Source organism: Cobetia sp. SIMBA_158 (assembly GCF_046566945.1).
GTDB classification, from domain to species: Bacteria; Pseudomonadota; Gammaproteobacteria; order Pseudomonadales; family Halomonadaceae; genus Cobetia; species Cobetia amphilecti.
Map to the genome: position 1 here is coordinate 447,834 of NZ_JAWJYL010000001.1, position 25,428 is coordinate 473,261.

19 protein-coding genes and 2 tRNA genes are annotated in these 25,428 nt (G+C 59.6%); 16 read left to right on the plus strand and 5 right to left on the minus strand.

The genetic code is table 11. From position 1 onward, the window contains the following. Positions 1-88: 88 nt before the first annotated feature. The 3 genes from R2R70_RS01920 (at position 89) to R2R70_RS01930 (ending at position 2,688) form a co-directional block, all read left to right on the plus strand. Entirely contained in the window at positions 89-1,303 is a 1,215-nt protein-coding gene (locus tag R2R70_RS01920; protein ID WP_410977063.1) for an O-succinylhomoserine sulfhydrylase, read from the plus strand. A 177-nt stretch (positions 1,304-1,480) separates the two neighbouring features. Beyond that, positions 1,481-2,023 carry a cytochrome b gene (locus R2R70_RS01925; protein ID WP_216059821.1) on the plus strand — a complete coding sequence of 181 codons (543 nt, stop codon included), beginning with the start codon at positions 1,481-1,483 and terminating at the stop codon, positions 2,021-2,023. A gap of 65 nt (positions 2,024-2,088) precedes the next feature. After that, the gene (locus R2R70_RS01930) at positions 2,089-2,688 is read left to right on the plus strand and encodes a YceI family protein (protein WP_043336921.1); all 600 of its coding nucleotides are present in this window, start codon (positions 2,089-2,091) and stop codon (positions 2,686-2,688) included. A 181-nt stretch (positions 2,689-2,869) separates the two neighbouring features. Here R2R70_RS01930 and R2R70_RS01935 read toward each other — a convergent pair whose 3' ends face one another. Next, on the minus strand, positions 2,870-3,487 hold the full coding sequence (locus tag R2R70_RS01935; RefSeq protein ID WP_054554925.1) for a LysE family translocator: 618 nt from the start codon (positions 3,485-3,487) through the stop codon (positions 2,870-2,872). Between the two features lie 635 nt (positions 3,488-4,122). Then, positions 4,123-4,989 carry a 2OG-Fe dioxygenase family protein gene (locus R2R70_RS01940; RefSeq protein ID WP_084589647.1) on the minus strand — a complete coding sequence of 289 codons (867 nt, stop codon included), beginning with the start codon at positions 4,987-4,989 and terminating at the stop codon, positions 4,123-4,125. A 695-nt stretch (positions 4,990-5,684) separates the two neighbouring features. Between R2R70_RS01940 and R2R70_RS01945 the strand changes: the two genes are divergently transcribed. Then, positions 5,685-7,475 carry a putative bifunctional diguanylate cyclase/phosphodiesterase gene (locus R2R70_RS01945; protein ID WP_225347763.1) on the plus strand — a complete coding sequence of 597 codons (1,791 nt, stop codon included), beginning with the start codon at positions 5,685-5,687 and terminating at the stop codon, positions 7,473-7,475. Between the two features lie 398 nt (positions 7,476-7,873). Here the strand turns inward: R2R70_RS01945 and R2R70_RS01950 are convergent, their stop codons facing one another. Next, entirely contained in the window at positions 7,874-8,797 is a 924-nt protein-coding gene (locus tag R2R70_RS01950; RefSeq protein ID WP_054554924.1) for a LysR family transcriptional regulator, read from the minus strand. A 234-nt stretch (positions 8,798-9,031) separates the two neighbouring features. Between R2R70_RS01950 and trpB the strand changes: the two genes are divergently transcribed. After that, the gene (gene trpB / locus R2R70_RS01955) at positions 9,032-10,273 is read left to right on the plus strand and encodes a tryptophan synthase subunit beta (protein WP_054554923.1); all 1,242 of its coding nucleotides are present in this window, start codon (positions 9,032-9,034) and stop codon (positions 10,271-10,273) included. Between the two features lie 126 nt (positions 10,274-10,399). Next, positions 10,400-11,239, plus strand: a complete 840-nt coding sequence (gene trpA / locus R2R70_RS01960; protein ID WP_410977064.1) for a tryptophan synthase subunit alpha — start codon at positions 10,400-10,402, stop codon at positions 11,237-11,239. 163 nt (positions 11,240-11,402) lie between these two features. Here the strand turns inward: trpA and R2R70_RS01965 are convergent, their stop codons facing one another. After that, on the minus strand, positions 11,403-12,356 hold the full coding sequence (locus R2R70_RS01965; protein WP_410977065.1) for an alpha/beta fold hydrolase: 954 nt from the start codon (positions 12,354-12,356) through the stop codon (positions 11,403-11,405). Between the two features lie 392 nt (positions 12,357-12,748). On the opposite strand from R2R70_RS01965, the gene R2R70_RS01970 reads away from it, so the two are divergent. From R2R70_RS01970 to R2R70_RS01980, 3 genes are all read left to right on the plus strand, one after another. Beyond that, positions 12,749-15,100, plus strand: coding sequence for an EAL domain-containing protein (locus R2R70_RS01970; RefSeq protein WP_410977066.1), 2,352 nt, complete (start codon positions 12,749-12,751; stop codon positions 15,098-15,100). Between the two features lie 199 nt (positions 15,101-15,299). Beyond that, a tRNA-Arg gene (locus R2R70_RS01975) sits at positions 15,300-15,358 on the plus strand. Between the two features lie 218 nt (positions 15,359-15,576). Then, a tRNA-Arg gene (locus tag R2R70_RS01980) sits at positions 15,577-15,653 on the plus strand. Between the two features lie 313 nt (positions 15,654-15,966). Here R2R70_RS01980 and R2R70_RS01985 read toward each other — a convergent pair. Then, positions 15,967-16,362 carry a helix-turn-helix domain-containing protein gene (locus R2R70_RS01985; protein ID WP_410977067.1) on the minus strand — a complete coding sequence of 132 codons (396 nt, stop codon included), beginning with the start codon at positions 16,360-16,362 and terminating at the stop codon, positions 15,967-15,969. 364 nt (positions 16,363-16,726) lie between these two features. On the opposite strand from R2R70_RS01985, the gene R2R70_RS01990 reads away from it, so the two are divergent. From R2R70_RS01990 to R2R70_RS02020, 7 genes are all read left to right on the plus strand, one after another. Then, positions 16,727-16,891 carry a hypothetical protein gene (locus R2R70_RS01990; RefSeq protein ID WP_410977068.1) on the plus strand — a complete coding sequence of 55 codons (165 nt, stop codon included), beginning with the start codon at positions 16,727-16,729 and terminating at the stop codon, positions 16,889-16,891. Between the two features lie 62 nt (positions 16,892-16,953). Further along, a complete protein-coding gene (locus R2R70_RS01995) occupies positions 16,954-19,392 on the plus strand; it encodes a cobaltochelatase CobT-related protein (protein WP_410977069.1) in 2,439 nt (812 codons plus the stop codon). 100 nt (positions 19,393-19,492) lie between these two features. Continuing rightward, the gene (locus tag R2R70_RS02000) at positions 19,493-20,725 is read left to right on the plus strand and encodes an AAA family ATPase (RefSeq protein WP_410977070.1); all 1,233 of its coding nucleotides are present in this window, start codon (positions 19,493-19,495) and stop codon (positions 20,723-20,725) included. 124 nt (positions 20,726-20,849) lie between these two features. Then, the gene (locus R2R70_RS02005) at positions 20,850-21,284 is read left to right on the plus strand and encodes a hypothetical protein (protein WP_410977071.1); all 435 of its coding nucleotides are present in this window, start codon (positions 20,850-20,852) and stop codon (positions 21,282-21,284) included. Next, positions 21,281-23,593 carry a DNA polymerase III subunit alpha gene (dnaE, locus tag R2R70_RS02010; protein ID WP_410977072.1) on the plus strand — a complete coding sequence of 771 codons (2,313 nt, stop codon included), beginning with the start codon at positions 21,281-21,283 and terminating at the stop codon, positions 23,591-23,593. The genes R2R70_RS02005 and dnaE overlap by 4 nt, the downstream gene beginning before the upstream one ends. 26 nt (positions 23,594-23,619) lie before the next feature. Beyond that, positions 23,620-24,144: an NUMOD4 domain-containing protein gene (locus tag R2R70_RS02015; RefSeq protein ID WP_410977073.1), complete on the plus strand. Its 525-nt coding sequence runs from the start codon at positions 23,620-23,622 to the stop codon at positions 24,142-24,144. A 10-nt stretch (positions 24,145-24,154) separates the two neighbouring features. Beyond that, entirely contained in the window at positions 24,155-25,336 is a 1,182-nt protein-coding gene (locus R2R70_RS02020) for a uracil-DNA glycosylase family protein (protein WP_410977074.1), read from the plus strand. The last annotated feature ends 92 nt before the right edge of the window (positions 25,337-25,428 follow it).

Below are 25,428 nucleotides of genomic sequence, written 5' to 3' on the forward strand. Positions count from 1 at the left end.
GCTGAAGACGCGACATGTCACAGCGGCGCGTGACGCTGGATCGTGATTCACAGGGCAGTAGATTCCATCAGTAGAGGTACTGGACACCATGCACGACGACAATCTTTCCCGCGCCGGTCTTTCCCGCGATGAGCTGGGCCTCGAGACGCTCGCCATCCGTGCCGGTCACCTGCGCGGTGCCGAGCAGGAACACGGCGAGCCCATCTACACCACCTCAAGCTTCGTCTATGGCAGCGCCGCTGAGGCCGCAGCCAAGTTCGGGGGCGATGAAGCCGGCAACATCTACTCGCGCTTCACCAATCCGACGGTGCGCTTCTTCGAGGAGCGCCTGGCGGCGATGGAAGGCGGTGAGCGTTGCGTGGCGACCAGTTCCGGCATGGCCGCGATCATGTCCACCGTGCTGGCGTTGCTGGAATCCGGCGATGAAATCGTCGCGTCGCGTTCCATCTTCGGCTCGAGTGTCAGCCTGTTCACCAAGTACTTCGGTAAGCTGGGCATCACCACGCGCTTCGTCGAACTGAAGGACCTGGATGCCTGGCGCGAGGCGATCACGCCGGCCACCAAGCTGTTGTTCGCCGAGACGCCGTCCAATCCGCTGTCCGAGCTTGGCGATATCAAGGCATTGGCGGCGCTGGCCCATGAGAACGACGCCTGGCTCGCCATCGACAACTGCTTCTGTACGCCGGCTCTGCAGCGCCCGCTGACGCTGGGCGCCGATATCGTCATCCACTCCGCCACCAAGTATCTCGATGGCCAGGGCCGGACGCTGGGTGGCGCCGTGGTCGGAAGCTCCTCGTTGATGGAGGAGGTCTATGGCGTGGTGCGTACCTGCGGGCCGTGCCTGAGCCCCTTCAACGCCTGGGTCTTCCTCAAGGGCCTGGAGACGCTGAACATTCGCATGGAAGCCCACTGTGCACGCGCGCTGACGCTGGCACATTGGCTGGAGGCGCATCCGGCCATCGAGCGGGTGCATTACTCCGGACTTGAGAGCCATCCGCAGCATGAACTGGCCAAGGCCCAGCAGAAGGCCTTCGGTGCGGTGCTGGGGGTGGTGGTCAAGGGCGGCCGCGAGGCGGCCTGGTCGGTGGTCGATGCGACGCGCATCCTGTCGATCACCGGCAACCTGGGCGACGTGAAGACCACCATCACGCACCCGGCCACCACGACTCACGGTCGCCTCAGCGATGACCAGAAAGCGGCCGCCGGCATCGAAGAGGGCCTGCTGCGTATTGCCGTCGGCCTGGAAGACCTCGACGACATCAAGCGTGATCTGGCGCGCGGACTTGATCGCCTCGCGAGCTGAGTCCCGTAACGCCTGCCTTTGCACACCAACGCCCGGTTCTGCCGGGCGTTGGTGTCTCTGGACAATTTCGCTGGTGTTGCCCGCAAGGGTTGGCGTCCGTTCGGGCACTGGTTAAGCTCTTGCTCAAAGAACCTGCCAGCTCGATGGTCAGGTGGAGACTGTCATCAGGAGCACTTCATGTGGCGTAATTCTCGACGGGGCTGGGGCTGGCCTGTCATCGTGATGCATTGGCTGTCGGCGCTGGCCATCGTCGGGCTCTTCGCGCTGGGCTGGTGGATGACGTCGCTTGGCTATTACGATGCCTGGTACCAGCTCGGTCCGTGGTGGCATCGCTCGGTCGGGGTGATATTGCTGGTGCTGACGCTGGTGCGGCTCGCCTGGCGCTGGAGCCAGACGAGCCCGCAGGCGCACGGCACGCGCAATGAGCAGCGCGCGGCGCTTATCGGCCATGTGCTGCTCTACGTGCTGATGCTGGTGGTGATGATCTCGGGTTACCTCATTTCCACCGCTGACGGGCGTAGCATCAAGGTATTCGATCTCTTCGAGGTGCCGGCAGTGATCTCGGGGCTGAAGGATCAGGCATCGCTGGCAGGTGAGGTGCATTGGTATGCTGCCTGTGCGCTGATCATCCTGTCGCTGGGGCATGCGGCGGCGGCATTCAAGCATCACCTGCTGGATGGGCAGGACACGTTGCGGCGCATGATCCGGCCGCTGCGCTGACGAAAAGGAAGGCGTTGGGTACGCTCGAACGCCAGATGTGACGAAACCTCTCAAGGAGCACCAACATGAACAAGACATCCTTCCTCGGCAAGTCACTGGTGGCAGGTCTCATGGCGGCGTCGCTGCCGCTGATGGCGGGTCAGGCACAGGCCTCCGATTACACGATCGATACCGATGGCCAGCACGCCTTCATCCAGTTCAAGATCAGCCATCTGGGCTATTCCTACGTGCTGGGGCAGTTCAAGGAGTTCAGTGGTGATTTCTCCTATGACCAGGGCAAGCCGGAAGATGCAAAGGTGTCGGTAGAAGTCGATGTCGATAGCCTGGACAGCGCCCACGCCGAACGCGACAAGCACATCAAATCGGCCGACTTCCTGGATGTCTCCCAATATCCGACAGCGACCTTCACCTCGACCGGCTTCGAGTCCACTGGCGATGGTTCCGGCAAGCTGAAGGGCGATCTGACGCTGCACGGCCAGACGCAGCCCGTGACCCTGGATGTGGATCATATCGGCGGTGGTGAAGACCCGTGGGGCGGCTACCGTCAGGGCTTTGAAGGCACCACCACGCTGAAGCTCGCCGACTACGGCATCGATACATCCAAGCTTGGCCCGAATGCGGCCACCGTCGATCTGTATCTGGTCATCGAAGGTATCCGCCAGTAAGGACGGCAAGTGCAGGACACTGGTGCTGACGTCAGCGCCGATAGTGTGCACTGACGCCGTGGGCTGAGCGCAAGCGCTCTGCAATCCCACCCCTGCCTCTCGACACAAACGCCCCTGCCAATCGGCAGGGGCGTTTGTGTTTGTGCAAGGCGCTCGCGTCACATGGAGCGTCGTTCAGGCGTCAGCCGCGCAATGCCAGATAGCCGCCCGCCCCGATCATCAGGCCGCCGGCGCTGCGATTGAGGCGTTTGACTGCCTTCGCCGAGCGTAGATAGCGGCGGACACGGCCCGCGAGATAGCCCACCGGCACCACGCCCAGCAGCAATGCGCTCAGGTTGAGTCCGGCGGCGATCACGATATCGCTGCCGGACAGCCGGGTGATATCCATGAAGGTGGGCAGGAAGGCGATATAGAACAGGATGACCTTGGGGTTGGAGGCCGAGATGAGAAAGCCCTGCAGAAACCCTTTCCACCAGTTGCCGCGTAACCTGGGAACATCAGTCTCATCCAGCGTCGGTGAGCTCGTCCATAACTTGTAGCCGAGATAGAGCAGGTAGGCGGCACCCAGGATACGGATGACCACGAAGACCTCGCCCCAATGCGTGGCCAGTGCCGACAGGCCGAACACCGCCGCCAGCATGTAGCAGACATCACTGAGACTCATGCCCACGGCCATCGGCACGCAGGCATTGCCACCCTGGCTCATGCCGCGCGCCAACAGCGCCAGGATGCCAGGCCCGGGGGTGATGCCAAACAGGAAGATGGCAATGAAGAAGGTCAGCCCGCTTTCAAAGGTCATGAGAGGTCCCTGATGCATAGAGGGGAGGGCAGCGCCGCCACAGCGACGATGCAATCAAGCACGTCTCGACAGGCGAGAGTGCCAAGCGCAAGACACCAGAGTAATGCAAAGCGCGGCGGTGCGGGAGAGCGGAACAAGAGGAGGGGATGAAGGAGGAGAAAGCGAGAACAAGGAAAGAGTGAAGAGAGCAGAATGAAGAGGAGATAAGAAGAGAGAGAAGAGAGAGAAGAAGGAAGAATCGTGTAACAGGGCAGATGCATGACTCAAGACAAGCGCGAAGCGGGCGCTCTGTGGCATATAAAAGCGCCAGCCGGTGGCCCGGCTGGCGCTGGGTGCTGCACATGCACGTTTTCGTCGGCGCGCATCTTGTGACAGTGCGTCACCTGATGGCAGGTTCTCCTTCTTCTTTCCTGTGGCTGACGCCATGAGGCTCGGGCGCTCAGGTACTCAGGCACTTGGGTACTTAGATACTCAGGTGCTCTGGCGCTTGGGCGCTCAGGGATTCAGGCGCTCAGAACAGGGTTTCACGTATCGGGGGCATCGGCATCGTGGCTTCTGCGCGGCGGGGCTTCAGATGAGACGACGCCGCAAGTTGCGATGCGTCTCGCTGCGATGGCTCGCGAGCAATCCGTTGCTCACTCGCAGTCGTTGAGGACGGCGTCCGGGAAATGACGACGCAGCATGCGGTTCTGGAACTCGTCGATGAACGAGCAGTTGATGATGATGATGAAGCGCTCGAAGTGCTCGCCGGCGTTCTCCTGGGTGATGGAGCTGACACTGTGGAACAGCTGGTCATCGTGGATGTGCAGGACCTCGCCCGGTGCCAGCTCCGTGGTGGTCAGCAGCTCTTTGCCTGCCTTGTCCTGATAGAGGGTGTTGATGGCACCGCTGACATTCTCGCGGTTGAGCACCAGGATGCTCAGGTACTTGCAGCCATCGGCGTGGATGCCCTGACCCTGGAGAGGATCGATGGTGCCATCACCGCGCACGCCGGTGATCTGCATCAGGATAGGCTCACGCGGGCCGATACCCCACATGTCGGCCCAGGCCTTCACGAAGGCGCGCACATCCTCGCGCTCGGTGAAGCTCTCTTCCAGCGGTGCGTAATAGCGCAGACGGTCAGCCATGCTGGCGGCGTCATTGAACTTGCCGCCCTGGGCCATCGGACATTCGCCTAGCGTCTCGACTTCATGCTGGTCGTTCAGGTGCAGCCAGGACATGCGCTTCCAGCGGGTGTTGACGTAGGGGTCACGCGGCAGGTCCTTCAGGAAGCCCTGCCAGGCCTCGAGGTCGATCTGGGAGGTGATGGATGCCTTGCTCCAATGCTGGCGTGCCAGCTCCTCGTGGACTGCCTCCGGCCAGTACTGCGAGGCAAGCGGCAGGCGCAAGGGGGTGGTGTCCGTCTTGGGGGTCGGGTAGTGCTCCACCAGGCCGCCCTGTTCCAGGGTGATCTTGCGGGAAGAGTCGGCCAGTTGACGTACGCCACGATTTGCGATGTTCATATGAAATTCCTCGACGTTTTGTGCGCTTGGGCGCAAATGGAAGGTGTTGCGTTGGCAACGTCGAGGAGAATGGGAAGGTGCGCACGAGATAGTCAAACCCGTACCATGGCGGTAACACGCTAATCTCGCGCAAGTATCATCAATATGGGTACATGGCCAATATCGGGGTATGAGTAATCTAATCGACTGGTATTATGTAAGTCATTGGCGCTATTCTTCGCCCTTTGCAGACGAGCAGCGCAACGCAGGTTCAGGCCGTCTGGCACTGCATGAAGCGTTGAGGATAGTTATCGAGAGGCGCTGCAAGACGCTGGGTTTACGCGCAGCAGACCCTTAGACTTTTCTCATGACGACAAGAACTCGTTCTGCGTGTGAGAGAACTCGTTCGAAGTGACATTCCGTCACGAGTTGATCTGCCCCGCCGAAGTCCGGCGAACAGGCGAAGGACGGCAGCGGAGGTATCCTTCAACATGGCTAAAGGGTTCCGCCAGGCCAGCAGGGCCGCCGGAATATTGTGCTCTCGTCCCGTCATCATTGCCGTGGTACTGACGTTGATGGTGGTGGTGATGTGGGGCCAGAGCATGCTGGGTCGATGGCCAACCGCGTTACTGATGGTGATTCTTGGCGCAACTGCGGGCATCATGCTATTTCGCAAGCGTCAGGTGTCACATCATCAGCATACGCAGGAGGCGGTCATGCAGACGAGTATGGTTGGCCTCTCGACCAGCAAGGGACTTCCCGTCAGTGATCAGCGCTTTCGAGAGCTGTTGGAAAGTCTGCCGCGCGTCGCCGTTCAGGGCTATGACAGCCAGCGCCGCGTCATCTACTGGAACGAGGCCAGCGAGCGGCTATACGGCTATAGCGAGCAGGAAGCTCGTGGACGTTGCCTGGAAACTCTGGTGATCCCGGAGACGATGGCAGATGTCGTGGTGGACGCACACCATGCCTGGGTCTCTCAGGGTATCGAGATTCCCTCCAGTGAACTTGAGCTCAAGCACAAGTCAGGCGCCCCCGTGCCTGTCTTTTCCCACCATGTGATGTTGGGAGAGCGCACTGACAACCCGCTGATGTTCTGTATCGACATCGATCTGGCGGGTGAGCGCAAGGTCCAGCGTGATCTGGATTACATGACGCGTTTCGACCCCCTGACGGAGCTGCCCAATCGCCAGACCTTCGAGAGCGAACTCGGCGAGGCGCTTAGTGAATGTCAGCGTCATGACGACACCCTGATGGTGCTGTTTCTCGATATCGATCATTTCACCGAGATCAATGACACCCTCGGTTACGAGATGGGTGACCGCGTTATCCGCAGCGTGGCCAAGCGTCTGCAGGGCTTCCAGCGCAATCAGGACCTGCTCTCGCGCTTTGGCGGCGATGAATTCGTGCTGGCGATGCCACGTCTGGATTACGAGAGTGATGCCCTGTCGGTGGTCGAGCGCATTCGTCAGGACTTCCAGCGACCCTTCGAGATCGAAGGGCGTCAGTTGCTGCTGCGCCTGAGCATCGGCATCAGCCTGTATCCCGAGAATGGGAGTGAGGCGGCCGAGCTGGTGCGCAATGCCGATGTCGCCAAGCATCGTGCCAAGCTGGCCGGGCGCGATGGCTATCAGTTCTTCAATCAGGAAGTCCGCAACGAGATGCTGCATCAGCACCATCTGGCCGGACGCCTGCAGGCGCTGTTGAATCAGGATGGCGGTGGGGAATTGTCGCTGCATTATCAGCCGCAGGTGGCGGCGCGCAGTGAGCGCATCGAATCCTTCGAGGCGCTGCTGCGCTGGCATTCTCCCGAGGGCTATATTCCGCCCTCCGATTTCGTGAAGGTCGCCGAGCGCACCAACCTGATCGAGCGTCTGGGAGACTGGGTCATCCGCCAGGCGTGTCGTCAGCAGGCCGAATGGCGCGCCATGGGGCTGAAGGGCTACCGGATCGACATCAACATCTCCGGGCGCCAGGCCATCAGTTCGGACGTCTTTACCCGCCTTGAGGCCTATGTCGAGGAATACGGGCTGACACCGCGGGACATCGGTATCGAGCTGACCGAGAACGTGTTGATCGATGCCGATATCAAGGTGCGCGACAGCCTGCGGGCGCTCTACGACCGTGGCTACAAGATCGCCATCGATGACTTCGGCACCGGCTATTCCTCAATGAGCTATCTCAAGTTGTTGCCGGTGACGGCGCTCAAGATAGATCGCTCCTTCGTGATCGAGTGCGCCCAGGAGCCCAAGGACCGCGCCATCATGGAGGCTACGGTCTTCCTTGGTCATCGCCTCGGGCTGGAGGTGGTCGCGGAAGGGGTCGAGAACGAACAGCAGCTGGAGTTGTTACGCGAGATGCGTTGTGATCTGATCCAGGGCTATTACTTCTACAAGCCGATGGCGGCCACGGATATTCAGCGACTGTTACTCGGCGGCAACAATCCGCCGAATCGTGCCTCGGGGGCTCTCGCCTCGGACAAAGGCGCTGCAGCCCCTGGCTGTCACTGATACCGGTCTGCCATGCGAGCGATTGATGGTGCTTCTCCAGCAAAGGTCTGTTGCTGTTTGGGCCCTTTTTTGTTCGCGGACTAAAAGATATGATGCTGACAGTTGAAACGCGTCAGGCCGTCACCCTTCATCTCGAGTCCTCCATCTCGGATAAGGATTGGCTACCTGACGTGAAGTCTTCGAGTCGAGCCAGCCATGGCTCCTCGATCATTTCTGCCGAGGGTGGCTGCGTCGTTCAATGCGCAGGGTTGTTCGCCCATCCTCGCTTCCAGCCTGCGTTGCAGGTTGCGATGGTTCCTTGAGCGGATTCACGATCTTTCCGGCGCTATCCTCTGGATACATGTCCGGGCAAGCCAGTCCTTGTGACTGGCTTTTTTTATGCCCGTCACAAAGTGTGGTTAGTGAGGCGGTGCCGTCGCCAGTTCCCGGGCGAGCCATTCGCCCAGCGCCTCGGCATGCGGGTGGCGAGCGCGAGCGCGGCCGACCTGCGGCAATGTCAGCGTCAGGCATGCCTCGGTCTCGACGAACCCCCAGGGGGCCACGAGGCGCTTGCTGCGCAGGTCTTCCTCCACCAGATAGTCCGGCGCGATGCCGACGCCCAGCCCGACCAGTGTCGCCTCGAGCAGGTAGTTGAGGTGTTCGAAGCCTTGCGCGTAATCAAGCCCCTCACTGGATAGCCCCTGGCGTGAGCACCAATCCGGCCAGGCTTGCGGGCGTGATCGGGTATGCAGCAGGGGCAGGCCCAGCAGAACCTCGGGGGAAGGGGGGCTGGATGCCTCGCTCAGCCACTCGCTGTCGGGCCGCAGTACGGGCCCGATGCGCTCGGTGCCCAGCACGCGCGTCTCCTGATGCTCGGCGTCATCAAAGGGCGGCGTCTGGAAGCGCAGGACACCGTCCACTCCATTGCGCAGCCCTTCGTTGTCATCACTGGCGGTCAGGTGCAGCTCGAGTTCCGGCAGGGCGTCCTTGAGTGCCCCCAGTCGCGGAATGAACCAGCGTGCCAGAAACGACCCCGGGCAGCTCAGCACGAAGGGCGCCCGCGCATCACTGCGTGCCAGTGCTCCGCACACGCGTGCCAGGCCGCCAAGGTGATGACGGGTCGCGGTCGCCAGCTCACGGCCGGCCTGTGTCAGCGTCAGGCCACGCCCGGCGCGATCGAACAGGCGTGTGCCGAGTGCGTCTTCCAGCTGGCGGATCTGACGGCTGACGGCGCCGTGAGTCACATGCAGCTCCTCTGCGGCGCGCGAGGCGCTCTCATGGCGAGCTGCCACATCGAAGGTGCGCAGGGCATTGAGGGGAGGCAGTAGCTCGGTGCGCTCCATGGTGTGTCTCCTGAGCAAGTGCTGGGCGAGTGCTGGACGTGTCATTGGCATGGAAAGGGTGGCTGCGCGGCAGTGACCGTCTCGACCATATGTGAGATTTTCTCACATATCTTGGCGAATTTATCGTTTTTCTTCCAGTGCCTGCAGCGCTAGGATGAACACCATATCGCTGGCCCCGCAGATGCCTTGCGCAGTATGTGAGACCAGCCACTGACACGATTCGAGGAGTTCAGCATGAGCCAGACGACTGCTACCCCCAGCCTGCGCCAAGGGCCTGATGCCAAGGGTTTCTTCGGTGATTTCGGCGGCCGCTTCGTTGCCGAGACGCTGATGCCGTTGATCCTGCACCTGCAGCGCGAGTATGAAGCCGCCAAGCAGGACCCGGCATTCGCCGAGGAGCTGGCTGGTCTGTCCGCGGACTATGTCGGCCGCCAGAGCCCGCTGTATTTCGCCGAGCGCCTGACCGAGCAGCTGGGCGGCGCCAAGATCTATCTCAAGCGTGAAGACCTGATGCATACCGGGGCTCACAAGATCAACAACGCGCTGGGCCAGGTATTGCTCGCTCGCCGCATGGGCAAGCAGCGCATCATCGCCGAGACCGGTGCCGGCATGCACGGTGTGGCGACTGCCACCGTGGCGGCGCGTTTCGGGCTGGACTGCGTGATCTACATGGGCTCCACCGATATCCATCGTCAGCAGCCCAATGTGCAGCGCATGCAGCTGCTGGGCGCCAAGGTCGTGCCTGTCACCGCCGGTGATGGCACGCTGAAGGACGCCATGAACGAGGCGCTGCGTGACTGGGTCACCAATGTCGATGACACCTTCTACATCATCGGTACCGTGGCCGGGCCGCACCCGTACCCGCAGCTGGTGCGTGACTTCCAGTCCATCATCGGTCAGGAAACCCGCGTACAGCTGCAGGAGAAGGAAGGGCGTCTGCCGGATTCGCTGGTCGCCTGCATCGGCGGCGGTTCCAACGCCATGGGCCTGTTCCATCCGTTCCTCGATGAGGAGAGCGTCGAGATCATCGGTGTCGAAGCCGCTGGTGAGGGCCTTGAGACTCCGCGTCATGCCGCCAGCCTCAAGGGCGGCCTGCCGGGCGTTCTGCATGGCAACCGCACCTTCCTGCTGCAGGATGAAGAAGGACAGATCGGCGATGCGCACTCCATCTCCGCCGGTCTCGACTATCCGGGTATCGGTCCGGAACACGCATGGTTGCATGACATCAAGCGTGCCGAATATGTCGCCGCGACCGACCAGGAAGCGCTGGACGCCTTCAAGATGCTGTGCCGTCTGGAAGGCATCATTCCGGCGCTGGAGTCCTCCCACGCGCTGGCGGAAGTCATCAAGCGTGCGCCGGGCCTGCCGAAGGACCACCTGATGGTGGTCAACCTCAGCGGCCGTGGTGACAAGGACATGGCCACCGTGACTCATCACCTGGCCGACGAGCTGGGCCTGAACCCTGACGGCGAGTAAGCCCGGGTCTGTCACGTGTTGCCCGGCGTCAGAGTCGTCAGTCGCTGATCGAATCTGAGCGCCCCATGCCTTCTTCGCCTGCAGGTGTCATCGATGTCTGCAGGCCAGCAAATTCGGAGTCTATTGATGAGCACTTCCGCTATCGACACTACTGCCTGCAGCCGTCTTGACCGTCGCTTCGCTGCCGTGCGCGCCGAGAATCGTGCCGCGCTGGTGACCTACATCACTGCGGGCGACCCCGGCTACGATGCCAGCCTCGCGACCTTCCTCGGCATGGCGGACGCCGGCGCCGATGTCATCGAGCTGGGCATGCCGTTCACGGATCCGATGGCCGATGGTCTGGCCATTCAGCATGCTACCCAGCGTGCCCTGAAGGCCGGCCAGACCATGGACCGCACCCTGGCGATGGTCAGCGAGTTCCGCAAGCGCGATCAGGACACCCCCATCGTGCTGATGGGCTACTACAACCCGATCTATCGTCGTGGCGTGAGCCGTTTTCTCGAGCAGGCGAGCGAGGCCGGCGTCGACGGCCTGATCGTCGTCGATCTGCCGCCGGAGCACGATGACGAGCTGTGCGTCCCGGCCAGCGAAGCGGGCATCAGCTTCATTCGCCTCGCTACGCCGACCACTGACAGCGAGCGCCTGCCGGGTGTGCTGGCCAACACCTCGGGCTTCCTCTACTACGTCTCCAGCAATGGCGTGACCGGCGGCGCGGCTCCGACTGCCGAGAAGGTCGAGGCCGAGGTCGGTCGCATTCGTGAGCATACCGATATTCCGGTCGCGGTCGGCTTCGGTATCCGTACCGCTGAACAGGCGGCACGGATCGGGCGTTTCTCCGACGGTGTGGTGGTCGGTTCTGCCTTGATCGACCTGCAGGCCAATGCCGAGACGCCGGAGCAGGGTACTCAAGCCGTGCACGCCCTGACCCGTGAACTGGCTGATGCCCTGAAGACCGCGCGTCAGTGATCATTGGCTAGCGGCCAGCATGCCCCTCGCAGGGGCGATAGTTAGATAGATAGACAGCAACGCCTCGAACCCTGTTCGGGGCGTTGCTGTTTGTAGGGCACGCGCTATCGGCACGACGCGGCGTGTCACGTCCATCGCCTCGTTCTTGCTCCCACTCTTGCTTTCATTCTTGTGAAGCGCGCGCTGGCAGGATCTCGGCCAACCAGTGTGCTATCCGCCCACGTATCTGGTCACTGTCGTGCCATTGCAGCAGCAGGTGGGGTGCCTCGGGCAGGTAATGAATCTCGAGCGTATCGCGTGAGGCGCTCGGCCAGTCGCTGACCAGCCGCTCGATGGCCACCCGGGGCACGGTCTTGTCGCGATCACCGTGCAACAGCAGGGTGGGCGGCAGTCGTGTGTCAGCAGAAAGTGCTGCGATGTCATCGCTGGCGTGATCCGTGAAGCGAATCAGGCCGTAATAGGCATCAAGGCGCACGGAATGCACGACGCGTGAATCCTCGGCCAACCGCCCGGCGGCTGCGGGCTGAAGTTCTCCTTCGGGGTACCTGCGTGGCACCTCCACGCTGGTTGCAGGGATCAGGTGCGCCGCCGTCCAGAGCCCTGCGTTGTACAGATAGCGCCAGCGGATGCCGCCGCGGACGCCCGGGGCGGCGAGCAGGCTGCCATCGATCGACAGCGCCGGGTGGCGGGCGAGGGCATTGAGTATCACCGAGCCGCCCATGCTTTCGCCCGCCACGATCAAGGGGAGGTTCGGGTGGCGCTGGCGCAGTACCGTGATGGCGTCCACCAGGTCCTCGACCAGCAACGGGGACTCCGGCCATCGCCCTTGCTGGCTGGACTCCCCGAAACCGCGTTGGTCATAGGCGTAGGTCACGATGCCTTGTCCGGCCAGCCACGGGCCCAGATCGGCATATGCCAGCCGGAAGTCGCCGTAGCTGTGCAGGCCAAGCAGTATGGCGCGCTGAGGGGTTGCCTGCGCAGGTTGCCATGACTCCCATGCCAGCGACGTGGCGTCGCGGGTCACGAGATGGGATGAGGCGGAGGATTCATCAAGGTAAGGGGCCTGGTGGATGTCATTGGCCGCAAGGTAGTGCGGCCCGCATCCCGATAGCAACATGCAGAGTGTGACTGACACAAGGGGCAGCAGAGCGTTCAAGGAGTGGCTCTCCGTGGCGAATGGCGTGATGTGTGTACTACGCCCGACGCTGCCGTGTGGATCATGCAGTCAGGGCATCTGCAATGTGAGCGCTGTCAGTGTTGTGGGAGTGAACGCGCTCGATTCAAAGGCCTGAGCGGCGCTCGAGAGTCGAATGATGATCGACGCCAGTGCCGATCGAATGACGCTGGACTCATATTCAACGCATCGCAGTGGGTTAATATCACTGTTACATAGGCCGCATACTGGTGCCGAGGATCCGGCACGCTGGTGCTGGTAATTCGCCGAGTCCTGCACAAGGCTCGGCATGTCATCCAGCCAGGATCGCAGAGGAGTCTGCTGAGGATACGCCAGTGAGTGACACCACATCGTTTGGCACCATGCCGAGCACTTCCCGGCCCGCCAATGGCCAGGAAGCCGAAGGCTTGCTCAATCAGCTGCTGGATCACACCAGCAACGGCGTCTGTTGCTACGACCTCGAAGGGCGCATTCGCTGGGTCAACCCCGCCTTTGAGCAGCTTCTCGGCTATCGAGAGCAGCAGGTGGTCGGCAAGGTGCCCAGTGAATTTTTGATGGGGCCGGCATCCGATCTGCTGGTCATCACCCGATTGCGTGAACAGCGCCGCCGCGGCGAACCCAGCGATGAGGAGCTGGTGCATTACGACAGCAATGGCCAACCACTGCGATTGCGGCTGCGCTGCATTCCGCTCAAGGATTCCAGGGGGCGGGTGGAAGGGTATCTGGGGTTGCAGACGGACATTACCCAGATGCACCGGGCCTTGATGTTGAGCCACTCCCAGCTTGAGCTGCTGGAAGCCGTGGCGGCAGGCCAGTCTCTGGACAAGACGCTGCGAGACCTGTGCCTGACCATCGAAGGCGCCGCGGTTCAGGTGCGCTCCTCGTTGCTGCTGCTGGATGATGTGGGCCGCACCATCGTGGCAGGTCAGGGGCCCAGCCTGCCGGCAAGCTTCATGCTGTTCACCCGTGGCTTGAAGATAGGGGAAGGCGTGGGCACCTGTGGGACGGCGATGTGGCGGCGCAAGCCGGTCATGACGCCTTCCATCGCGCAGGAACCTGCCTGGGAGGGCTTCCGTGAGCATCCGCATGCGTTGGGGCTGGATGCCTGCCTGTCGATGCCGATTCTCGATGGCGAGGATAACCCCCTGGGCAGCTTTGCCTTCTATGCCGAGACAGGCGAGGTCTTCGATGCGACTCACCATGGCTTGCTCGAAGTGGCGGTCAAAGTGGCCAGGCTGGCGATCGAACGCTATCGACGTGACCAGCAACTGATGCATCAGGCCTTGCACGATTCGTTGACCGGCTTGCCCAACCGGCGTCTCGTGCGTCGTCATCTCTGTGAGCTGGCGGAGCAGGCCCAGCCCGGCGATATGGGCGCGCTGATGTTCCTGGATCTCGATCACTTCAAGCGTCTCAACGACATCCTCGGACACGATGCCGGTGACCTGGCGCTCAAGCAGGTCGCCTCGCGTCTGGCAGAGATGCTGGGCCCGCAGGACTTCCTCGCGCGCCATGGGGGAGACGAGTTCATCGTGCTGCTGGCACCGAGAGCCGGTGGGCCGCGCGAAGCGGCTAGCCGAGCGCGCCAGGTGGCGGAGCAGATGCTGGAGCGACTGCAGGAGCCGCTGGAGCTTGAAGGGCGAACGCATCAGTTGACCGGCTCGTTGGGCATCACGCTCTATCCGCGTCACGAGGAAGGCTATGGCGCCTGCTCTCAGCAAGTGTTGCCGGCCGGCAAGGTGGAGCACACCGAGATCGAAAGAGAAGAGGGCGATGCCTGGAGTCACCTCCTGCATCAAGCGGATATCGCGCTCTATGAGAGCAAGGGGGCCGGGCGTGCACGGCTGTGTTTCTTCGCGCCCGAGATGCGCCAGCGCATCATCGATGCCGCCCGGATGGAACACGCGTTGCGTGAGGCCGTGTCTCGCCAGCAGCTGAGTGTCCACCTCCAGCCGCAATTTTCCCTGCCCGAAAGTGGTGAGCCGCAATTGTGTGGCGCCGAGGCATTGCTGCGTTGGCATGACCCGCAGCTGGGGATGGTCTCGCCAGCGACCTTCATCCCCATCGCGGAGGAGTCCGGACTGATTCTCGAGCTGGGGCATTGGGTGCTGGAGCAGGTCTGTCGCGAGCTTGCCGCCATGACCGCTCGAGGCTATGCGCTACCGATGGCGGTCAATGTCAGTCAGGTGCAGTTCCGTAGCAGCGAGTTCGTGCCGCAGGTCACCAGGCTGTTGGCGCAACATGACTTCGCGCCTGAGCTCTTGCGTATGGAAATTACCGAGAGCCTGGCGACGGATGATGAAGCGGCAATGCTCGAGAAGATTGACCAGCTGGCAGCCTTGGGCCTGAGCTTCTCGATTGATGATTTCGGCATCGGCTACTCGAATCTGTCGCGTTTGCGTCGTATGCCGCTCAAGGAGCTGAAGATAGATCGCAGCTTCATTAATGACCTGTCTCTTGAGGAATCGCCAGACACGCATAGCACGGGCAATGAGATCGTGCGTGCCATGCTGATGATGGCGAGCGCCCTGTCACTCGATGTCGTGGCGGAAGGCGTGGAAGAGACGGAGCAACTCGAAGTCTTGCGGCGCATGGGTTGCTCGCGAGTTCAGGGCTACCTACTGGGGCGCCCACGCCCGATGGCAGAGGTGATTGGCGACGCGGAGGTCCGATTGTCGAAAGGATAGGGAAGGCATGTTCATGAGGCTGTCTCAGCCAGCCAGGGAGCATGACACCGAAATCAGGCGTGGAGCATGCCTTCAGGTTATTGCTCCAGCGCCTCCAGCATGTGGATGACGACGAAGGGGCGTGAAGCAGGCGGTGCAGCAATTGTCGGGTTTATCTCGCCACTTCAATGGCTTATACTTCCGCTCGCTACGCCCCCTTAGCTCAGCTGGATAGAGCGGCCCCCTCCTAAGGGGCAGGTCGCAGGTTCGACTCCTGCAAAAAGGCAATAGTTTCAGGTAGTTAGGTGAGGTCGTTCATAAGCAAAAGCTGGGTGGAGCTATTTAGCGCCACTTTTAGCGCCACTTAGCTCCACTTTGCCAGAATTAGCGCCACTCGCCGGATGTAGTCGCAAGCCCTTGATTAGAAAAAAAGTGGGTCTAGTCCTACGCAAAATCTGGAGCGTCTGGTAAGGTTCTGTCCCGCAGATTTCAAAACTGTCCCCGTAGCTCAGTTGGATAGAGCGGTCGCCTCCTAAGCGACAGGCCATAGGTTCGATTCCTATCGGGGACGCCATCATCGAAAGCCAGTTTTTCCGTGGCCCTGTCTCCCAGGAACCGCGACCCTCCCCGCAGTCACGTCTCCCCGAGCGCCTTGATATACGAGAAATTAAGTCCCGCGTGCCCTGGTATACGGAAAATTAAGTCCGTGCCCGGCATCTGGTGGTGGGATGAAAATTGATTTTTCGGTGTCCGCAGCTCTCTCACAGCCGTCCAGCAGCTGCCCGAAGCCTCGGAGCGGGGTGTTATACGCAAAATTAAAGGGGCGTCGCATGTGCGAAGCCCCTTCCGATCAACCTAGAAGTTAATTTTCAACAAATGGTTGATTTTTAAGCGTTACTCATCATCGTCTTGAAGCCAGCGTGAAGCCCCTGAATCGCATCTTCAGGGATTTCGGGGTCGTTGTTGTCTGTCGCGTCGCGCCAGATTTCAATGAGAGCCAGTTCGTTTCTGGTGACAGTGCTTCCGAGGCAGGTTTCGATGGCTTTCAGGGTGTCCGGCATGTATTCACGCATCACCATCCGCATCAGCTTTGCCTTGTCTACTGCCAGAGCCTCTGCCATCGCGGGAACCCGCTCAAGAGGTAGCTTGGTGCGCCCCTTCTTGATCATGCTCATGACGTTGCCGTTCGGATATCCCACCAGATCGGCCACTTCCTGATTTGTCATGCCCAACATTGACTGTCGATTGTCAATGAAGGTCGCAACTGATGTCTGACTCGCCATTTCCTCTTACCCCTTCTCTTTGGTGTTTGCATCCTGCACACAAGGAAGAACTTGCGCTTTTGCGCCTCTGCGCTTTTGCGTCCCTGCTCGCTTTTAATTCTTATAGTAAGGACATACTTAGTCAAGCATCGGTGACTTATTTTTGCGAATAATATTGTCAAGTGCTTGGGTATCGACTTTCGGTGACATCAACTGTCAGCTTTTGGAGACGCGGATGTTACTAATGTAAAGTTTTTTTGTCCGAACGGTCACATTTTCGCCACATTTGGGTTGCCAACCTAATGCCCTGGTCTTACTATAAGAGCACTTCAGGAAGCCACCGCTTACTTATCCTAGTAACTAGGGAAATGGAGAAGCCGCCCTAATGAAAACAATAGCCCAGCAGATCGACCACGCCACCTTCTGCCAGCTGATCGACGAAGCCGAATCAGTGGTTGATTTGCCTGATGGTGGACAGATTGCCTTCTTGGGAGAAGGCCGTGTGGCGCACTTCAGCGTCATGTCTGGGGAGGGTTGTATCATTGAGTAATCAACCGCTTGGACGCTCGTAGCGGTGGGAAAATCTAGCAGCACAGAAAAGGACTGAGCGTTTTGCGCCAGTCCTTTTTTGTTATCCTTTCAGTAAGTCAACGATTACTGCTTTTCATAACGGATGGGGAAAAGGAAATGGCAAAAGCAATTGCGAAAGGCAACAACATCAGCGAGTTACGTGATGCCATCGAAATGGTTGTGCGAATGTTAGCCAACAAAGGCATCAAAGTTACACAGTCCGGCATACAAGCGTTCGTATCCTACGACAAGACAACCCTAGAGCCGGAGCGGGTTAACATCCCGATGATCAGCGAGAAGTCGTCGCCGGAACTGGTCATCGCGATCAAGGGCTTCGTAGACCACGAAGTCGGCCACCTGCTGTTCACCGATCCGAAGGTCATCAAGCGTGCGGTGGAGGAGAAAGTCGGTAATCTTCACAACATCTTCGAAGACACCTTCATCGAGGCCCAGATGAAGAAAGCCTTCGCTGGCTCCACTCGCAACATCGACAAGACCGTCGAGTTCGCCATCAAGCACTTCTTCCAGAAGAGCTTCGACGAGGCGCTGAAGGCCAGGCAGAGCAATCCTGAGATGTCGGAAGCCAAGTTCTTCATCGCCGGGCTTGTCGTTCCTGCCATCCGCGCAATGGCCGGTCAGGAGGCCGCTATAGAGTTCATGGCGGACAAGTGGGTGCATATCGAGAACGTCTACGCCGAACTCAAGCTGCTGGAGCCACAGATCGTCGGCATCAACTCGTCCCTGAAGGCGCTACAGATGGCGAACACCTTCCGCGACATTCTCTGCGAGGTGGATCAGCGCGAGCGTGACGAGCGGGCCAAAGCTGCTGAGGAGGCTGCCAGGGCTGACGAGGATGACGAGGATGATGGCAGCGGCTCCTCTTCCTCTTCATCCAGCAGCAGCGGAGCACCGGAAGACAGTCGCAGCATGGGCGATGACATTTTCAATCCAGAGGAAGGTGATGAGAGTCAGGCGTCAGGCGGCTCAAAATCCAAGTCCAAGTCCAGCTCCAAGCCGGAGAAAGACGGGCCGGAAGACGAAGACAAGCCGGATGAGGGCGGTTCGGAAGCGGAAGGTGAGCCGGAAGAAGACGACTCAGATGGCAAGGGTTCGTCCGGTGAAGAAGGTGAAGAGGGCGAGGCTGACCAGGAAGGTGAAGGCGCTGGTGAATCCGAAGGTGACTCGGAAGAGGAGCCTGAAGGTGAAGGTGCCGGCAAGGGGGCAGGCGAAGGCGACTCGGAAGAGGAAGAGGCTGAAGGTGAGAGTGGTGGCACTGGAGGCGAGGAAACTGAGTCTGACAGCAGCGGTGGCGACAAGGAGTCAGAGAAGAGCACCGATTTCGAAGGCGGCGACGGCGGTGAGCGACTGGGTGATGACGGAGACGAGCGCAACCGAGACACGTCGGGATGGCACGGAGGCGCTACGACACGCTCTGCTGGTGAGCGTGAAGACCTCTCACTGTTGAAGGATATTGAAGAGGTCGATACCTACGACAGCGCCTTGGAAAATGCCCTGACGGAAGGCGCCTTGCAGTCTCTCCAAGACCGCTCCTACATGGCCTTCTCGAATGAAAACGACAAGATCGAAACCTACTCGGTGCCAGACAACCGGATGCGTGAGGTGAAGGAGCGCCGGAACAGACTTCGCCAAGAGAACAGTGAGCGAATCGGCGTGATGGCGAAGGCGCTGGAGAGGATCATTGCTGCCCGCAACCGCTCCACCTATGTCCCAGGCTTCAAAAGCGGCCGTCTGCACTCGTCGAGCCTCTACAAGCTCAAGACCGGCGACAATCGTGTCTTCCGCCGCCAGGAAGTCTCGCGCACCAAGGATACAGCGGTGATGCTGCTGGTTGATTGCTCGGGGTCGATGTCCAACCGAAACCGCATCTACAAGGCAGCTGAGGCCGCGTATGCGCTTGCCACCAGTCTTGAACGGATCAACGTGAAGACACAGGTGATGGGCTTCACGACCATCGAGAACTACGCATTCTTCTCGGAGGCCAGAGATCAGCTTGCCGAGCTGGCAGCGACAAGGCCGGACTTCAAGGGCGGGTTTGATCGTGTCTCGCCACTGTTCATGCCCATCTTCAAGACCTTCGATGAGCGCATGACGCCGGAGTGTGAGACGCGCATTGCAGGACTGCCGACAGTGGATATGGCGAACAACGCCGACTCGGAGTCAGTGGAGATCGCCGCAAACATACTGGCAGCCAGGCGAGAAGAGCGGAAGATTCTGGTTGTGCTGTCGGATGGGCAGCCCGCTCAGCAGCGCATCTACACCTATGAGGAGCGGGCTGATCGTGCCAAGCAGCACCTCCACCACGTTGTAGATCGCGTCGAGAAGGCCGGCATCGAGATTCTGGGTATTGGCATCGAGGCTGATGCGGTCAACGAGTATTACCCCAAGAGCATCGTGCTGGACAACGTGGCCGAGCTGCCCACCAAGATCGTTTCTGAAATGACCTCAATGCTTTTGAAGTAAATCCCCGCATCGAGCGTTTATCACCAGCGCTCGATGTCTTATGATGCATCTGTGCTTAGCAGTAAGTCACAGATTACTTATCCCATACAGGAACCAACCAATGTCTGAATCTAACTCTGCCGCCGCCTCTCTGCCTTACGATCTGACTGCTCAAGATGGTCGCGTGATCTGCCAGCTGGACGGCCAGCCGGTTCACGTCATCCAGACTCACCTCAAGAAGAACCACCCGACTGTCTCCGCCAACGACTATCGTGCCCAATTCCCAGGCGCTCCGATGCTGTCCGAGAAGGCTCAAGCGGCTCTGGCAAAGAAGAAGGCCGAGCGCGAGTCTGTCACCGCGAACATGTCCGGTGTTGCTGAGGCCAAGTCGAGCAAGGTTGTCAGCCTGAAGACTTCCAAGGTGCCGGATTACGGTGTCCGCTCTGCTGACTTCATGAAGCTGGCCGAGAACGTGAAGGGTATGGCGGCCGGCATCGCAATTCCGGTATCCGTCTTCGAGCGTCACGACCATCAGGACATGGTGCCGGCGACCGACGACGAATACATCTGGACGCCCGAGACGCTGCGTGACGCCATCGCTGCCCTCGATTACGACATCCCGTCCTACTTCTGGGGTCACGCTGGAACCGGCAAGTCTACCGCCTGGGAACAGTTCTGCGCCTTCACGAACCGTCCGTTCATGCGTGTCCAGCACACCGCGAACACGGAAGAGGCCCATATCGTCGGTCAGATGCTCGCGAACGAGAACGGCACCTACTTCGAGCCTGGCCCGCTGACACTCGCCATGAAATACGGCTGGGTCTATCTGGCTGACGAATACGACTTCGCATTCCCGCAGGTGCTGGGCATCTATCAGCCGGTGCTTGAGGGCAAGGCGCTGATCATCAAGGAGGCTCCTGCAGAATGGCGTCGCATTGAGCCGCACCCTCAGTTCCGCTTCGTTGCAACCGGCAACACGAACGGATCGGGCGATGAGACGGGTCTGTATCAGGGCACCAACCTTCAGAACGCAGCCAACTACTCTCGCTTCGGCATCGTCAGCAAGCTCGGCTACATGGCCCCGAAGGACGAAGCCCAGATTCTTGAGCGCAAAGCCAAGATTTCTGAACAGCAAGCGGCTCAGCTTGTTGATTTCGCCAATCGCATTCGAGGTTCCTATGAGCGAGGTGAAATTACCAACACCATCGGCCCGCGTGAACTCCTGTTCGCCGGAAAACTCGGTGCGCTGTTCGGAGGCGACTTCAAGGCAGGACTGGAGCGAGCCTTCATCAACAAGCTCCCCAGCACATCAGCTGTCGCAGCTGGTGAAGTCGCGTCCCGCATTTTCGTCTGATTCAACAGTAAGAGGTTACTTACAGATGCTCGGTTGCCAGGGTAGTGCCATCGTCTTTTCTCCCGAATCGAGCATCTGCTCTGCCTGCCCCAAGTTCGAGGGGTGTCACAAGGATGCGCTGGACATGACCGTCAGCAAGCGCAAGAACGCCAGCGCAACCTTCCTCTCGACGAAGTTCGCCACTGTCGCAGTTGACCAGGACGACCTTGTTGCCATCGAAGCAGCCAACGTCAGCGAACGCATCAAGACCCACGCAAAACGCCTCGTCATCAAAGGCATCAGCCTGGCCAAAGCCAGAGAAATGATCCGCGCGGGCAAGAATCCCTTCAAGTGTCTCGATAGCCGCTCCAACTCCGCCTTCATTCTGGTTTTCGACGAACTCATCAAGCGCCAGATGATACGCAAGAGCGACGTAGCCGAAATGATCATGAAGGAGAAGAGGTGCGGAAAGGTCAGCGCTTCCAGCCGAGTCTCGGATGCACTGGGCGTCGGTCAGCTGATAGGCGTCGTGACACTCACAAAATACACCGCCGCTCTCACGCTAGAGGAAACCGCATGATTCTGTTTGCCAGAAGCCATTTCAGTATCGGGGAGAGCACGCTGTCCCCCAGAGATATCGTCAACGAGGCCGCCAAGCACGGCTACCAGGCTGCTTGCCTGATGGACACCATGAATATCTCGGGAATGATCGAGTTCAGCCGTGCAGCCAAGCAAGTCGATATCAAGCCGCTGATTGGCGTCCGTGTCCGCTGCGTCCCCGATCCGCTCCATCGCCCACCCAAGAAGGGCGAGACACACGCCGACAAGCCGAACCCGATCAGTTACCACGACATCATCATTCGCAACGACGAAGGCTTGCGAGACGTGTTCGAGCTGCTGTCCCAGGCATACTCTCGGGAATTCTTCTATTACAAGGCCCGCACGGGCTTCGCGCAGCTCGATGAGGTCATCAAGCGTGGCAACGTGGTATCGCTCAATAGCGACGCATACAGCGCGTTTCACGCTCCAGACTATGCAGATGTCATCTCACAGCTCCCAAGCGCTCACAACGCAAATCTGAGCGTTCTAGCGATACAGCCATTCAGCACTCCTTACTACGATCAGCACAATTTGCGCGTGCTGGCTCATGCAGAGAAGACGGGGCAGAAAGTGATCGCCTATCTGCCGAGCTTCTACAAGCAGGGCGAGGGGGAAGCCGACACGCGGGACGTTTATCGGATCATCGCTGACGGCTCCAGTGTCGGAAACACCTTCAACCTCACCCCGTTCCTGCGCGACATGCACCCCAAGAAGATCAAGTCGGTCGCGGAAGAGCTGAAGGCATTCGCGAGTCGCACCGGAGCCAAGATCAGTAGCGATATGCTGCGTGACCATCAGTGGATCATGGATCAGGTGACGTATGAGTGGCACAAGCTCGACATCTGCCTGCCGGTGCTTGCTGAGGACGAGAACGCCGAGCTGATCCGCCTGGCAAAAGAAGGCTGGAAAGAACGCTTCTCGGCGGAGGTGATGGGGCACAAGCCGAAGGGCTCAGAAGTGACCGTCTACCGCGACCGCCTCAAGTATGAGCTTGGCGTCCTGAATGAAATGGGCTTTGCCGGCTACTTCCTGCTGGTGCGTCAGATCGTCATCTGGTCGAAAGAGAACAATATCGCCGTTGGGCCTGGTCGTGGTTCTGTTGGGGGTAGCCTGGTCGCCTATCTGCTTGGCATCACGGACGTTGACCCGATCCGCTTCGGCTTGATCTTCGAGCGATTCATCAACCCCGAGCGTCTTGACCTTCCTGACGCGGACCTCGACTTCATGTCCTCCCGCCGAGAAGAGGTGATCACCTATCTGCGCGATGCTTTCGGCATGGATCGTGTAGCGGGGATCAGCAACTACTCCATGCTGGGTGCTGCATCGGCATTGCGTGATGTGGGGCGTGTTCATGGCATGTCCGGCCTCGACCTGTCTGTCTCCAAGAGCGTCCCCGCGGATACCTCACTGGAGGAAGCGGCAGAGACGGTGGCTGCGATCAAGGCGTATTCCGAGCGGTGTCCTGAATACTGGGCGCACAGTGTCCGCCTTCAGGGGGCAATGCGCTCCTATGGCAAGCACGCAGCGGGTGTGATCGTTGGCGGCCGGCCACTCAAGGAGATGGCTGTCGTGGAGGCGCGAGACGGAGAGCCGGTCATCAACTGGGACAAGCGTGTCTGCGAGGACATGGGCATGGTCAAGCTGGACGTGTTGGGGCTATCGACCCTCGACATCATCCAGCAGACCGTTGATCGCGTGCGGGACACTCATGGCGTCGAGCTTGACCTTCTTCGTGAGCCGCTTGACCAGAAGGACGTGATGGAGGCGTTTTCCCAGGGGCAGACGACCGCCATCTTCCAGTTCGAGTCGCCCGGCATGAAGGGTCTGCTCAAGGGCTTGGCCTATGCCGGAACGCTGACCTTCGAGAACATCGTTGCCGCGACCGCACTGTATCGCCCTGGCCCTATGGAATCGGGGATGCTTGAGCAATACGTCGCTGTCACCAAAGGGTTCGAAGCACCCTCATTCCCCCATGAGGCTGTCAAGGAGACGCTGAACGAGACAAAAGGCGTTTGGGTGTATCAGGAACAGACCATGCAGTCTCTCCGTGACCTCGCCGGATTCTCGATGGCTGACGCAGATTTGGCGCGCAAGGCAATTGGTAAGAAAGACCCGAAGCTCATGGCCAAAGTCGGTGATCAGTTCAAGGTCGGTGCGAAAGCTGGATGGGTGACTGTCGAGCTGGATGATGGCAGCAAGCGCACCTTCCATCGCGCTGAGAAAATAAAGTGCAAGGACGGAAAGTTCCGAACCATCGACGAGATCATCGCCGACGAAGCAGAGTTTTGACCAAATCACACAGTAAGAGGTGACTTATGGCTGAAGAGTGGAGGGACATTCCTGGTTATGCGGGCTATCAAGCGTCTTCGCTTGGTCGAGTCAGGAGTCTTGATCGAGAAGTTGCCTATGCGAGCAAGAACGGGCTTCGATTTACGAGAAAGAGGAAGGGTAAGGTGCTTTCTCCCTGTCGTCATTCAGATAAGCACCCTTATCCGTATGCCCAGCTAGGCAAGGGCAACAGCTTAGGTGTTCATGTGGCGGTATGCCTAGCGTTTCATGGAGAGCGTCCGCCTGGCTGCTATGCCTGTCACCTCGACGGAAATCCTGAGAATAACATCCCGTCCAACGTCTACTGGGGCACACCGAGTCAGAATCAGGAGGATAGGAAGCGACATGGGACTTCCAATCAGGGGCGCGGGCACAAGCTGACCCCCGAAAAAATTGCCGAGATTCGAGCAAGGCTAGTAGACGGCTGCAAACAGAGTTCGATAGCCAAAGAGTTCGGCATCAGTCAGTCAATGGTCAGCGTCATCAAGAGCGGCAAGCGTTGGGCCGCATGAGGAAAACCACATGAAAGTTACACGCGTCATCGAAGAGCAGCCGGGACTGTCGGAAGAGTCCATTGACCAAATCTGGGACGCTCTTGAGAAAAACGGCGGATATCAGTTCAATAAATCCCACTCAGTCGCCTATACCATGCTTTCCTACTGGACAATGCTGCTCAAGGTTCGCTATCCAGCCGAGTTCTTCGCCTCGTGCATGTCCATTCTGGATTCTGACCGTATGCCTGGCCTCGTGGCTGACGCGGCACGTTTCAATCTCCGTGTCGGCCCGCCTGACATCAACACCTCCACCGACAAGTTCGAGGTGCTGACTGATCCGGCGACAGGACATTCCCTGCTGGTGGCTCCGTTCAACTCTGTTGCCAACATCAGCGAGAAGGGTGCAGCGGCTATCGTGTCCGGTCGAGAAGATGCCGGCGGTGCATTCGCTGACCTGACCCAGTTCCAGATGTCAGTGAACCGTCGGATCGTGAACAAGCGCGTGGTGGATCATCTGGAGCGCGTGGGGGCGTTTGCCAGCATCACCCCTGGCTCACCCCCTGCAACAGACAGATCGCGCCTGAAAGACCAGCTGACGCTCATGGCCGGTGTCATGCAGCAAGTCGCCCAGATTGATCGTGACATGACGGTCGGGAAGGGGGCGAAGGCCAAGCTGCTGAATCTGGTCAACGAGTGGGCCGACGATTACGACGACCGCTGGACATGTGCCCCGCGCATCGGAAAGAAGGCCAACAAGATCATGGTCGTCTTCGATGCCCCCAACTGGTCAGACGAGAACGCCGGAAAGCTCGTCTCGGGCAAGCCCTACACCTCATGGGCAGAAGCGATCAAGGAGGCCGGACTGACCAACGAGGACTTCTACTACACCACTCTGATCAAGTTCGTGAAGGACAAAGAGGCTCAGGGCTTCGAAATGGACGACATCACCAAGTGCTCGGGATACCTTGATCGCGAGGTAGCAGAGCTGAACCCTCCGGTGATCCTGACGATGGGGTCGCTGGCGACACGTCACTTCAGCGACGACACCAAGAAGAAGCCCGGCGAGCTGATCGGCAAGTCGATCTACGACAAGGACAATGACCGGACGGTGGTGCATGGGTTCAGTCAAGGCAGAATCTACTTTTCACCCGAGATGATAAACGACCTGAAGAAGTGCCTGAGCATGGCAATTGAGGCCGCTGGAATGTGACCGACTGGTAGACCAAAGAAGCTCCGCTACGGCGGGGCTTTTTTTATGGCCCGATGCCACTGGTGCTATGATGTGCCGATAGACATCAAACA